Here is a 12,997-nt window from a genome sequence, read left to right as displayed (position 1 = left end):
CGTTTTAATAACAGAAGTATGAGGAATATAGCACTAATGGATGCCCTAATTCGAACCTTACAGGACGAACTCAACAAAACCATTGTTGGACAAGCAGACCTAGTTAAGAACTTACTCATTTCATTAATTGCAGATGGACATGTTCTACTTGAAGGTCCTCCAGGCATTGCAAAAACTACGGCAGCAAAAGCACTAGCAAACAGCATAGACAGCCAATTTCATCGAATTCAATTTACACCTGACTTATTACCCGGTGATGTAACCGGCTCTGATATTTATCAACAAGCAACCGGGGAGTTTGAATTCGTTTCAGGCCCTATCATGAATAACATCATTCTAGCCGATGAAATTAATCGCGCCCCAGCAAAAGTGCAATCTGCATTGCTTGAAGCCATGGGGGAAAGGCAAGTCACCGTAGGAAACAAAAGTTACTCATTACCAGAGTTATTTTTTGTTATTGCAACACAGAACCCGATTGAACAAGAAGGCACATACCCTCTTCCTGAAGCACAATTAGATCGCTTTATGATGAAAATAAAAGTCGATTACCCCAGCGCAAAAGAAGAATTAGAAATACTGCGCAGAGTCAGATCAATCCAATCGATAGAAAAAAACGCTTTAGCATCTGTCTGCTCAATAGAGAACATTCTTAAAATGCGTACAGCCGCATTGAACCTTTATATGGCCGAGACGGTTGAAGAATACATAGTACAACTCATTATGGCGACCCGCCATTCTGAACATTATTTACAAACAAACAAACAAAAAGAAAGTGCCAGTTTAATTGAATTTGGCTCAAGCCCCCGTGGAACATTAGCACTGGATAGATGCGCTAGAGCACACGCTCTTCTTAAAGGTAAAGACTATGTTACACCTGATGATGTAAAAGCTGTTGCCCACAGCGTGCTCCGTCACCGTATATTACCGTCTTTTGAAGCAGAAGCGCAGGGGTTCACAACGGACATCATTTTGAATACTTTGTTAGAGCGCGTACCAGTAATATAAAGCAGGTTATATATATGGATTTTCTTATATCACCCGATTCCCCTATTCTAGCTAGCGATGATTTAATTGCGCTCGCACCCTATGCAAAACATTTAGGAAAAGCCCCAAAAAAAACGCATCATACTTTACCTAATGGGCAACACCAAAGACAAGTAAAGGGCCACGGTATAGAAATGCTGGAATTAAGGCAATATCAAATGCACGATGAACTTCGCCATATCGACTGGAGGGTAACAGCAAGAACAGGAGAGGCACATACGCGAATTTATGCCCAAGAAAGCGAAAACAAACGACTTTTAATTTTAGACATCAGTGGTTTAGGGTATTTCGGCACTCAACACACTTTCATTTCGACCCGTATGGTACAAGTTGCATGTATCATTGCGTGGCGCACTCAAATAAAAAAAGATAACTTAGGGTACTGCTTAAGCTATGGGGCTCAAACCTACCAAAGATCCGCAACCCATAATAAAAAAAGCTTTTCACTGCTAATGTCCCAGCTTGCAGATGCAACCAATCTAGACAATAGAGACACTCCCATTTCTACAGAAGCTTGGGAATTACTCCACCATTCAAAGTCCATAAAACAACAAAACATCATCATCCTAAGTGATCGATTGGACCTGCCCTCAACAAGCATAAATCGATTGTCTAAACTGGCCAAGCATAACCACATACACTGGATCAATATCATCGATGAGAATGCGCAAAAACTGCCTAAAGGACAATATCTTATGGAAGATAAGGACGGAGTGAAATGGCTCTCTGTTTCTAAGAAATCTCAGCACCGTTTGAAAGAACAATCAGAGCAAAGAAATGCATTGCTAAAAAAGCAGTTGAACTCGTTTGGAATGACCCTGCATTCTTACAATTTAAGTGAATCTCCTATTACCATTGCGCGAAATTTATTAACATTAGGAGTCATTAACTAATGGATAAAGCGCTAAACACGAATATTGATTTACCAAATAAAGCCTTTATATTACCAGAAGCCATTCCAATGTGGCCGCCCGCTTGGTGGACTTGGCTCGTACTGCTATTTGTGATCATTATAATATCCATTCTATGTATAACGCTGTATCGCGATCAGAAAAAAAATGCGTATCGAAAAGAAGCTATGCAGTTGCTAAAAGATACAGATGCATTAAGCGATAAAGCACTTCTTACACATTGTCACACCGTGATTAAGCGCTGCTTAGTCAGTAAAAATAGGACATTTGATGCAGCGATTAGTACGCAAGAACTCACTTCACTATTAGATAAGGATATGCCTAAGAATCACTCTTTTGAATCTCTAGGATCATGGTTCATAGACGGTCAATATCAGTCCGAATTGCATCTCGAACAAACCGATCGTGTGAATTTGCTTATGACAACAAAACGATGGATAAAAAAACACCATGCTTGAATTTATATGGCCTTGGTTTTTTATTGCACTGCCTCTGCCTTTGCTAATGCGCTTTATAAAACCCACCAAACCAAACAAAGCGGCCGTCTGGTGGCCGAATGCTAGCATGATAGCGAAGCAATCAAATGCCAATTCAGAAACCCGTTTTATAAAAAAGCCTACTACATTGCTTTTTTTCTTAGCTTGGGTGCTATTGATAACGGCTATTGCTAGACCCATATGGATTGGAGAACCAACCAAAATAACACCGTCAGGAAGAGATCTATTCATTGCATTGGATTTATCAGGAAGCATGCAAGTTACCGATATGTATATAAATGATCAAACCGCAGACCGATTAAGTGCCGCCAAACACGTTCTGAAACGCTTTATCGAGAAGAGAAAAAGCGATCGTATTGGCATCATCGTCTTTGGCACAAAAGCCTATTTGCAAGCGCCTCTAAGTTACGACATTGAGACCTTGAACCAATTAATTGATGAAAATCAAATTGGCTTTGCAGGCGAACAAACAGCCATAGGAGATGCCATTGGATTAGGCATAAAGCAATTAGAAGAAAAAGAAAATGACAAAAAAGTAATGATCCTAATGACCGACGGAGCAAATACAGCAGGTCGAGTACAACCGTTACAAGCCGCTGAGTTCGCAGCAACACAACATGTAAAAATACATACCATTGGCATTGGTGCCGATGAAATGGTCGTTCAAGGTTTTTTTGGACCTAATGTAATTAATCCCTCATCAGATCTAGATGAAAACCTACTTAAAAATATCGCAAGCACTACTGGAGGTCATTACTTCCGAGCGAAAAGCACAAAAGAACTCAACCGTATCTATGAATTAATCGATGGCCTAGAACCCACTCCTAGTGAAGCATTATGGCAGCGACCTAAGACAACATTATTACACTGGCTAGGATTAGCCAGCCTAATATTAGTCGGTTTCGGCCTCGTATTACAAACTAAAGTATTCAGAAGGGAGATCTCGTAATGGAGCTGCTTCCTGGCCTTTATTTTACTCGTCCGACTTGGCTCCTGTTTATGATTATTGTATTCATTTGCGTTATATTTGCGAGTAAAAGGACATCGACACAAACCACTTTTGAGCATTTTATTGACCCAAAGCTTTTACCTTTTTTAACCAAGTCCAATAAAAGAAACAATCTAACAAAATGGTTAGGGTTAGCCTGCACACTTCTAGCGATTATCGGTTTATCTGGAATAAGTTGGGAGAAAAGCGTACAGCCAACTTATGATACAGATTCAAAAACAATTTTACTTATTGATCAATCCATCTCTTTATATGCCACAGACATAAAACCAAACAGGCTTACTCGCCTAAAGCAAAAGTTGCGAGACATTATTGAGCATATCGATGAAGGAGAAATAGCCATGGTCGCGTTTGCAGGTGATGCTTACACGATTAGCCCCTTTAGTTCCGACAAATCGACTATTACTCATTTTTTGCTCGCATTAGACCCGTTGATTATGCCGCTGTATGGCAGTAATCTTTATTCAGGAGCACAAGCAGCACTCTCTCTATTAAAAAATAATGTCTCTCCAGCCCATTTAATTATATTCACAGACGATGTCAGTGAAACAGAGCTTGCTACTATTCCTCAAATCAATGGTATAAAATCAACAGAAGTCAGTATCATTGGAGTTGGAACACAACAAGGAGGAGAAATTGTCTTACCCGACGGAACTCGATTACGAAAAAATAACCGTTTAATTAAACCATCCTTGCCAACCAATCGACTAAGTAGCCTTGCGACGTCGCTTAACGGTAAATATTTTGACAGCCAATTATCAGACAATGATATAGAGAAATTAACCACTGTAAATATCAATAATCAATCTCTTCTTCAACAATCGAATACGCTTAGCAATATATGGGTAGAAAAAGGCCACTGGCTCTTAATTCCTTTTCTAATTTGGTTATTAATTCAATTCAGACCAGGGGCATATCTTGTTCTGCTCATAAGCATAAGTAGTTACTCACCTGAGAGTACCGCTTCTCCGTTAGAATGGTTTATGACTGAAGATCAAATTGCTCAAAAAAGAGTGGATGATCACAATTGGGAGGAAGCATCTGAGCTTTTTAAAAACAAACAGTGGCAAGCTGCGTCAAATTACGCTTTAGAAAAATACGCAGAGGCCGCAGACATGCTAAAATCCAACCCACAAACAGCCAACGATTTTTACAATTTAGGCAATAGTCTTGCCTTATCTGGGCAAATAACTGATGCAATAACCGCCTATGAGAAAGCTCTTGAACTAAAGCCAGAGTCCCAAGAAACAAAAGAAAATTTAGAGTATTTAAAGCAGCAACAAAAAGAACAAGAACAATCAAAGAATGACGAGAATAAAAGCGACCAAAACGATCAGTCTGACTCTCAAGAAAATGACGACCAAAACACAGAAAATCAGCAACAAGAAAATGACGATCAAAATACAGAAAATCAGCAACAAGAAAATGACGAACAAAATACAGAAAATCAGCAACAAGAAAATGACGAACAAGAACAAAATGAACAAGACAGCGGTCAAAAGCAAGATGAGCCTGCTAGCCAAAATGAAGAAGCTACAAAAGCAGATGAAAACACACTGAGTAATGAAGAAAAACTGGCTTTAGAACAATGGCTTAGGCAAATTCAAGATGATCCCGGTGGTTTATTAAAACGCAAACTTTGGTATTTACATCAAGAAAAGCGAGCCGAAAATCGATTTAAACAAGAGGACGGGCTACCCATATGGTAGTAATATACAAAAGCTTACGCCGTATTTTATTTAGTAACGGCACATTAACATTCTGCATTGCATGCCTTGTTTGCCTAACGAGTATAAACGCCTTTTCTGCATCCGTGATGGCATCGCTAAACAAAAACAGCGTTGTTGAAAACGAAGTTGTGCAACTCAGTATTAGAACCGATTTTCCTGATACAGGATCAGGCCCAGACCTAACACCCTTAAAAAGGGACTTTGACATATTAGGACAAAGTCAAAACAGTCAATTTAGGTTTAATCTAGGGACAAGCCAAGCTCTTAATTTTTGGGTTATCAATTTAATGCCAAAATCCGTAGGTAAAATCGAAATCCCCCCCATTAAAGTTGGAGAGCACTCATCAGACGCCCTTATTTTAGACGTTAAAAGCGCCCCTCAACTACTTGATCATAACGGTAACGCTCCCGTTATTTTAAAAATGAGGTCTTCAGAACCTCAACCTTATTTACAACAGCAAGTCATTTTAACCATGGAGCTGTACACATCCGTTGCTCTGCAAAATGCCAATATATCCACGCCTAGTCATGCAAACCTCATCATAGAAAGGTTAATAGATGACCAAGTACGTAATGAGACAATTAATGGCACCACATATCAAGTATTAACAAGAGAATATCTTGCGTTCCCTCAAGTAAGCGGTCAGCTGGATCTAGTACCTCAAACCATATCAGCAATGATTAACACATCAACGGGAAGAAGAGTGATAAAAGTACAAAGTTTGCCTATATCATTAGAAGTTCTCCCTATTCCTGCGAGTTATTCCAATGATTATTGGCTGCCAGCAGAAAGCGTTTCCATCACCAGCAACTTAGCTCCTATGGAAAACGCTCATGTTGGTGACACCCTCATTTGGGAAATTTCAATCGATTCTACAGGCGTATTGCCTGAGCAAATTCCACCTATTGCCTTCTCCAGTACATCGGAATACAAGCTGTATCCTCAACCAGCAAAATTTAATAGTCAGAAAAGTGCATCAGGCATAAAAGGTAACCAATCTCTAGTCATTGAGGTTGTTCCGACTAAAGACGGATCAATCACCCTGCCATCTGTTGAAATTCCATTTTGGAATGCAGAAGAAAGAAACCTAGAAGTCGCATCAAGCGATAGCATTTCTCTCACCATTTTACCTTTAAGCAACACGAATCAGAATCAAGAGTATCGCTCTTCCAATCAGCCCTCAAATCTAGTACAAAACCACTCAGCAGCAGCTCAATCAAAAACAGAAAACAGTAAACCCATTTCATTAGCAAAAAATCAAAAGGAAGAACAAGAGAAATCTCAAACGATTGATGTTGAATTGGAAGTCACTGGCGCAGCAGATAATTCGAATATCAAAGTAATAGTGTCTGCCATAATCTCTATTGTCATCCTAGTATTGGGCGTATGGTTTTACAAAAAGAGGAAACTAAATACGACGTCTAAGGAAGAAGATAACATTCCGACAATTAAGGAGTTTGCGCCATTAACTCTACAAGATGAAAAAGCGGCCTACTCACAATTATTACAGTGTTGCCATAACAATCAACTCAACGCCCTTAGAGGCTATCTTCTTGAATGGGCAAGAATACGATGGGGTAATGAAAACATTTTTGGCCTTGAAGACATAAAACGCCTTAGCAATTCTGCCGAAATATCTCAACTTATTATGGAGTCTGAACTCATTATGTATTCAGATAAAGCCAGCACTCAGTGGGATGGCCAAGCCTTAGCAGAGGCACTTGAAAAGAACATTAATGGCGTGCAAAAAAGCAGCCCTTCAGATCAATTAAAAACCTTGTACCCCAATTTTTAATTGGCCTTCAATTCAAAGCAGTAAACTCAATCGACTATAGGAGGTGCCAAATGTTATTCACTCACCAAACAGGCATTACCGCTAAGGCATCACGTGATGCCATTTTTGTCACTTTAAATGTCAACCCTGGTCGTCATAAGCAAGTCCGTCAGTCACTCAAGCAACTGCCTGAAATCATTTCAATCATGCAAGAGAAGTTTAATGATGCTGATTTACATGCAACAATCGCCATAGGCAGTGAATATTGGTCCCAACTCTCTAGTCAACGCCCTAAGCTACTCACTGGCTTTATTGAAATTGATGAACAACAAGCACCATCCACGCCAGTAGATTTAGCCCTACATATTCGCTCCAATAGAAAAGACATAACTTATCTACTTACTCAAGAGATCTATTCATCTCTAAAATCAGACACGTCTCTCATTGACGAAGTGGCGTGTTTTAAATATTTAGACAATCGAGATTTAACAGGTTTTGTTGATGGCACTGAAAACCCAACGGGAGAAAATAGAGCAGACGTTGCGCTCATTGGAGAAGAAGACACCGACTTTATTGGAGGCTCGTATCTTCATCTACAAAAATTTATTCATAACCTTGACAAATGGAAAACCATTACACAACAAAATCAAGAAGATATCATTGGCAGAACAAAAGAAGATAACATTGAGTATGCCTCTAACAAAAAGTCTCTTCATGCCCATACAAAGCGCGCATCCATCAAAGATGAGCAAGGTGTGTCATTAGAAATTCTCCGCCAAAGTATGCCATTTGCCTCTCTTCAGGAATCAGGTCTAATGTTTGCCAGCTATTGCAAAACACCAAATAATTTCAACCTCATGTTAAAAAGCATGATTATAGGTGATCAAGAAGGAAATACAGACCATTTAATGCGTTACACTCAAGCCGTGACTGGCCAAGCTTTTTTTGTACCTAATATAGAATGGTTCCACCAGCTGTAACAATAGGGTTAGACGTGCGTTTTATAACGTCCAGGTCAAAAAAAACCACCTATGAGGTGGTTTTTTTGACCTAAAAACAAGTATATTAACGCTCGATCGTTGCAGCATTGGTCAACAAAGCTTGTTGAGCCTCAATAGATAACGCAGCACTTGTTTGATTGATATAACGCTCATATAAAACAGACTGCTCATCTTCATTTTCTGCTGGCTTAGTTCCAATCTCAGACAACCTAATTACAGCTAAGTTACCATTCGATAAACGCTTGATTGCAGTAGTAGGAGCGGACTCTGGATGAGCTAATGTAAACGCTAGCTCTACAATTTCACCCGTACCACGAGTTGCAGCCTCTTCATTGCTCCAGAGTTGAGAATCAAGATTCAATAAAGCTGAATCCGCTTTAGCTTGTAAAGACGCCACCGCTTTTTGTTGAGTCAATACTGATTTAACTTGCTCAAACGCGTCTTCTAGAGACTTCAATGACTCCTCATTGTGCTCATTAATTCGAACTACAATCACTTCATTATCACTTAATTCAATCAAATTACTGTTTTGACCATCTTCTAGAACTTGAGGGCTAAAAGCGGCTGAAATAATTTGTGGATTTGACGTTAACGTATCCGAACCGCCACTTCGACCAAATAAATCTGTAGTAGCAATATCAACATTGTATTCTTGCGCTAACGAATCTAATACATCACTTGCATAAGCTAAGTCAGAGATATTCTCGTGCTCATCCAATAACGCACTTTCAACTTTACGAGCTACAATCTGCTCTTCCAACTGATTTTTTAGCTCATCAAAGCTGGCTACATCTACTTTCACCACGTCATTTAGCTTAATTAAATGCAGACCAAACTCCGTTTCGACCGATTGAACTTCATCGAGGGACATACTAAATAAAACAGAATCAAAGTCATCACCCATTATGCCTTTTTCAACGTAACCCAAATCACCGCCAGAACGTTTAGATCCTAAATCATCTGAATAGATTTCTGCCAGTTCAGAAAACGAATCGCCAGCCGCTAATTTAGCTTCTATCTCAAGGATCAATGCCTTAGCCTGCTCATCAGAACGTTCATCGCTCAGTTCAAGCAATATATGTGATGCCAAACGCTCCTCAGATGGACCAGACGAGATTACAGCATCGTATTCTGTTCTAAGTTCCTCATCAGTGACTTCAATCCTATCCTGCAAATCAGATGACTTAATCAAGGCATAACTCAAAGAAACCTGTTCTTCTTGTTTAAACTCTTCTGGGTTCTCATAGAAATAAGTTTCTATTTCCTCTTGAGAAACAGACATTTGTCCAATTTCGGTAGCAAGATCAAACTCTACATAATCAAAAGTACGAGTTTGATTTTGTAGTTTAATAATACCTTCAACTTGATGAGGAACAACAAAAGCGGATGCTGTTACAGCGGAACGCGCTTGTTGTAACAAAACATCTTGTCTAATACGGTTCTTAAACGTAATTGGGGTATAACCTAATGAACGAACAAAATTTAAATATTTATTTTGATCAAATTGACCATTTGTCTGAAATTCTTGAGCCTGCAGTAAATACTGATCCACTTGAGCATCAGAAACACCTAAATTCAGGGATTCAGCATTACTAGATAAAACAGCACGTTGAATTAGTTCATCTAATGCTCGTCTTTGTAACAAGGTATCTTCAAGCAAAGCAGGATTAATTTGGTTTCCCATCATGGAAATTAATTGGCGTCTTTGCGCTTCTGCTGATTGCAATAAATCAGTACGTGTAATTTCAGTACCATTTACCTCAGCAACCGTATCAGAAGAGGTAAAACCGGTTACTAAAGCATCCACACCAAACAATGCAAAAGTTACTACAATGAAACCCACAATAATTTTGACGACAATACCGTGCGACTTATCTCTTATATTTTGGAGCATGTTGCCTCCATGATGCTTTCCTTTAAGAATATATATACAAAAAGAGGTGTACTCCATCTGGAACACACCTCTTTGTCTAATGGGGGAACAGACGGGACTCGAACACGCGACCCCCTGCGTGACAGACAGGTATTCTAACCAACTGAACTACTGCTCCATTACTCTTCAAACAATTAATTATTCAAATGACCATTCAAACATAAGTCATTTAAATATTAATTAACAGCGTCTTTAAGACCTTTACCCGCTTTAAAACCAGGAACCTTAGCTGCTTTAATTTGAATCTCTTCACCGGTCTGAGGGTTACGACCAGTACGTGCAGCACGTTCTTTAACTGCAAATGTTCCAAACCCCACTAGAGTTACTTGATCACCTTTTGCTAAAGCTTCAGTAACCGCTTGTAACGTTGCGTCTAGAGCATTACCTGCTGCCGCTTTGGACAGATCAGCAGACGCTGCAATTGCATCAATCAATTCAGATTTATTCACGTTTTACCCCTTCAGTATTTTCGTGGTTCCTTAAAGTTTTATAGACTTCTTTTCAATAGAAGAACTAATGACCAGCAGTTATACAAGCCAATCCTACCCTCTGTCAACTCAGAGGTTTCACCTAATGATGACTCACAGCTTCTTGTTCATCAACAATTTTTTCTTTAGATGACGTAGTTTTTATCTTTTTTGGTGAAGGAATGTACTCTAAAGCAATATCCAGCACTTCATCGATCCATTTTACAGGGTGAATAGACAAGTCTGCTTTAATATTATCTGGAATTTCTTTCAGATCACGTTCGTTCTCATGAGGAATAATGACTGTTTTGATACCTCCTCTATGTGCCGCTAGAAGCTTTTCTTTAAGCCCACCAATTGCCAGTACCTCACCACGCAAAGTAATTTCCCCTGTCATCGCAACAGAGGCCTTCACAGGAACTTTAGCAAGTACCGATACCATAGCGGTACACATAGCAATACCTGCACTGGGGCCATCTTTAGGCGTTGCACCTTCAGGAACGTGCATATGCAGATCAATTTTTTCATGGAAGTCTTCATCAATACCTAATCCGATTGCTCGACTTCTCACTACTGTTAATGCCGCTTTAATCGATTCTTGCATTACATCGCCAAGAGAGCCGGTCTTAACATGACGACCTTTACCTGTTAATGCAGCAGATTCAATTGTCAATAACTCACCACCAACAGAAGTCCAAGCCAATCCAGTAACTTGACCAATTTGGTTCTTCTCTTCCGCTTTTCCATAAGAAAAACGTTTTACACCAGAGAAGTACTCCAAGTTACTTTCTGTTACAGATACCGCTTCTTTATTTTTAGCTAAAGACTGTTGTTTTACCACTCTACGACAGACTTTGCTCAACTCTCTCTCTAAACCGCGAACACCTGCTTCACGAGTGTAGTAACGAATCAAACCCATTAATGCATCATCAGTTACATCAATTTCGCTTTCTTTCATACCCGAAAGTTTAATTTGCTTTGGTAATAAATAACGACGGGCAATGTTCAGCTTTTCATCTTCGGTGTAGCCAGGAATTCGAATCACTTCCATACGATCCAACAGAGGCCCAGGGATATTCATACTATTCGAAGTACAAATAAACATAACATCAGATAAATCGTAATCGACTTCCAAGTAGTGGTCATTAAATGTATGGTTTTGCTCGGGATCAAGCACTTCTAGCAACGCTGATGCAGGGTCCCCACGCTGATCCATTCCCATTTTGTCAATTTCATCTAATAGAAAAAGAGGGTTTTTCACTTTAACTTTAGACATTTTTTGCAATAATTTACCTGGCATTGATCCGATGTACGTTCTACGATGGCCGCGAATTTCGGATTCATCACGGACGCCACCCAAAGCCATACGAATGTACTTACGATTGACCGCTTTGGCTATCGATTGCCCTAGAGAGGTTTTACCTACTCCCGGAGGTCCTACAAGACAAAGTACAGGTCCTTTCACTTTCTTGACCCTTTGTTGAACAGCCAAAAATTCCAAAATTCTTTCTTTCACATCACTTAGACCGTAGTGATCTTGATTTAAAACTTTCTCTGCATACGTCAAATCATTACGCACTTTACTGCGCTGTTTCCAAGGAAGAGACAACAACCAATCAATATAACCACGGACAACGGTTGCTTCTGCAGACATGGGCGACATCATTCGTAATTTTTTTAACTCACCTTCCGCTTTTTCGATAGCTTCAGTAGACATTCCACTTTCAGTTATTTTGTCTTGAAGAACATCTAATTCATTACCACTTTCATCCATATCACCCAGTTCTTTTTGAATAGCTTTCATTTGCTCATTCAAATAATACTCACGCTGGCTTTTTTCCATTTGCTTTTTAACACGGCTGCGAATGCTTTTTTCAAGATGAGCAATGTCTAACTCCCCCTCCATTAAAGCAATCAAGAACTCACCGCGCTCTATAAGAGATCTCATCTCTAATATGCTTTGTTTATCTTCAAGTTTCAACGTCATGTGACCGGCAATAGTATCGATCAATACACCTAGATCCTCGATAACTTTAACTGACGTTACAACTTCAGATGGAATCTTTTTACTTCCAGCAACGTATTCATCTAATTGCTTTAAGAGAGCAGAACGAATCGCTAAATAGGAGCCATCATCCGTATCGCTTAAATCAACTTCTGTTACTTTAGCCTGAACATAGTTATCAAGATCGACTAATTCATTTACACGAGCACGCACACCACCCTCAACCAACACTTTTACGGTGCCATCAGGTAGACGGAGAAGCTGCATCACCTTCGCTGTTGTTCCAATAGGGTATAAATCTTCTACTTGAGGGTTATCTTTAGACGCATCTTGTTGCGCCACTAAAAAGACATATTTATCATTATCCATAGCCGCTTCGAGAGCGGCTATGGATTTTGCACGTCCAACAAAAAGAGGCAAAACCATATTAGGATAAATCACCACATCTCTCAGTGGCAACATAGGAAGGGTTATTTGTTCAGACATAAATTTTTCCAATAAGAGCGTAAAACAAACGCTAACAATAAAAGTAATTCCATATAAGAAGACATAAGGGCTATAGATGGAAAAACAAGCGCAACTTATAGAGTATTATCAAAATGTTGCATTGATCCTAGTATAGACA

At 39.5% G+C, this 12,997-nt stretch carries 10 protein-coding genes and 1 tRNA gene; 7 read left to right on the top strand and 4 right to left on the bottom strand.

The window, feature by feature from the left end:
• Nucleotides 1-36 precede the first annotated feature (36 nt).
• Genes ACMUMJ_RS00595 through ACMUMJ_RS00565 form a run of 7 tightly spaced genes read left to right on the top strand, consistent with a single transcriptional unit; the run spans nt 37 to nt 7,946 of the window.
• Nucleotides 37-1,005 (top strand): AAA family ATPase, encoded by a 969-nt coding sequence (locus ACMUMJ_RS00595; RefSeq protein WP_414676854.1) that lies wholly within the window; start codon nt 37-39, stop codon nt 1,003-1,005.
• 14 nt (nt 1,006-1,019) lie between these two features.
• Nucleotides 1,020-1,937, top strand: coding sequence for a DUF58 domain-containing protein (locus tag ACMUMJ_RS00590; protein ID WP_414676853.1), 918 nt, complete (start codon nt 1,020-1,022; stop codon nt 1,935-1,937).
• Nucleotides 1,937-2,413 (top strand): DUF4381 domain-containing protein, encoded by a 477-nt coding sequence (locus ACMUMJ_RS00585; RefSeq protein ID WP_414676852.1) that lies wholly within the window; start codon nt 1,937-1,939, stop codon nt 2,411-2,413. Before ACMUMJ_RS00590 ends, ACMUMJ_RS00585 begins: the two co-directional genes overlap by 1 nt.
• The gene (locus ACMUMJ_RS00580) at nt 2,406-3,401 is read left to right on the top strand and encodes a vWA domain-containing protein (protein WP_414676851.1); all 996 of its coding nucleotides are present in this window, start codon (nt 2,406-2,408) and stop codon (nt 3,399-3,401) included. The genes ACMUMJ_RS00585 and ACMUMJ_RS00580 overlap by 8 nt, the downstream gene beginning before the upstream one ends.
• Nucleotides 3,401-5,170: a VWA domain-containing protein gene (locus tag ACMUMJ_RS00575; RefSeq protein ID WP_414676850.1), complete on the top strand. Its 1,770-nt coding sequence runs from the start codon at nt 3,401-3,403 to the stop codon at nt 5,168-5,170. The genes ACMUMJ_RS00580 and ACMUMJ_RS00575 overlap by 1 nt, the downstream gene beginning before the upstream one ends.
• Entirely contained in the window at nt 5,164-6,987 is a 1,824-nt protein-coding gene (locus ACMUMJ_RS00570; RefSeq protein WP_414676849.1) for a BatD family protein, read from the top strand. Before ACMUMJ_RS00575 ends, ACMUMJ_RS00570 begins: the two co-directional genes overlap by 7 nt.
• Before the next feature lie 50 nt (nt 6,988-7,037).
• On the top strand, nt 7,038-7,946 hold the full coding sequence (locus ACMUMJ_RS00565; RefSeq protein ID WP_414676848.1) for a Dyp-type peroxidase: 909 nt from the start codon (nt 7,038-7,040) through the stop codon (nt 7,944-7,946).
• Nucleotides 7,947-8,031: 85 nt separating this feature from the next.
• Here the strand turns inward: ACMUMJ_RS00565 and ACMUMJ_RS00560 are convergent, their stop codons facing one another.
• The 4 genes from ACMUMJ_RS00560 to lon form a co-directional block, all read right to left on the bottom strand.
• Nucleotides 8,032-9,861 carry a SurA N-terminal domain-containing protein gene (locus ACMUMJ_RS00560; RefSeq protein ID WP_414676847.1) on the bottom strand — a complete coding sequence of 610 codons (1,830 nt, stop codon included), beginning with the start codon at nt 9,859-9,861 and terminating at the stop codon, nt 8,032-8,034.
• Between the two features lie 80 nt (nt 9,862-9,941).
• Nucleotides 9,942-10,018: transfer RNA gene (locus ACMUMJ_RS00555), tRNA-Asp, on the bottom strand.
• A 58-nt stretch (nt 10,019-10,076) separates the two neighbouring features.
• Entirely contained in the window at nt 10,077-10,349 is a 273-nt protein-coding gene (gene hbs / locus ACMUMJ_RS00550) for a non-specific DNA-binding protein Hbs (RefSeq protein WP_414676846.1), read from the bottom strand.
• 121 nt (nt 10,350-10,470) lie between these two features.
• Nucleotides 10,471-12,858 (bottom strand): endopeptidase La, encoded by a 2,388-nt coding sequence (lon, locus tag ACMUMJ_RS00545; RefSeq protein WP_414676845.1) that lies wholly within the window; start codon nt 12,856-12,858, stop codon nt 10,471-10,473.
• Between the last annotated feature and the right edge of the window lie 139 nt (nt 12,859-12,997).

This window comes from Marinomonas phycocola, assembly GCF_047525455.1.
Lineage (GTDB): Bacteria > Pseudomonadota > Gammaproteobacteria > Pseudomonadales > Marinomonadaceae > Marinomonas.
Note: the sequence above shows the minus strand (reverse complement) of the source record. Positions and strands in the feature narration are given on the sequence as shown.

Coding starts and splice junctions, on each gene's coding strand:
- ACMUMJ_RS00595 (WP_414676854.1), top strand. CDS start 37: ATGGATGCCCTAATTCGAACCTTACAGGACGAACTCAACAAAACCATT.
- ACMUMJ_RS00590 (WP_414676853.1), top strand. CDS start 1,020: ATGGATTTTCTTATATCACCCGATTCCCCTATTCTAGCTAGCGATGAT.
- ACMUMJ_RS00585 (WP_414676852.1), top strand. CDS start 1,937: ATGGATAAAGCGCTAAACACGAATATTGATTTACCAAATAAAGCCTTT.
- ACMUMJ_RS00580 (WP_414676851.1), top strand. CDS start 2,406: ATGCTTGAATTTATATGGCCTTGGTTTTTTATTGCACTGCCTCTGCCT.
- ACMUMJ_RS00575 (WP_414676850.1), top strand. CDS start 3,401: ATGGAGCTGCTTCCTGGCCTTTATTTTACTCGTCCGACTTGGCTCCTG.
- ACMUMJ_RS00570 (WP_414676849.1), top strand. CDS start 5,164: ATGGTAGTAATATACAAAAGCTTACGCCGTATTTTATTTAGTAACGGC.
- ACMUMJ_RS00565 (WP_414676848.1), top strand. CDS start 7,038: ATGTTATTCACTCACCAAACAGGCATTACCGCTAAGGCATCACGTGAT.
- ACMUMJ_RS00560 (WP_414676847.1), bottom strand. CDS start 9,861: ATGCTCCAAAATATAAGAGATAAGTCGCACGGTATTGTCGTCAAAATT.
- lon (WP_414676845.1), bottom strand. CDS start 12,858: ATGTCTGAACAAATAACCCTTCCTATGTTGCCACTGAGAGATGTGGTG.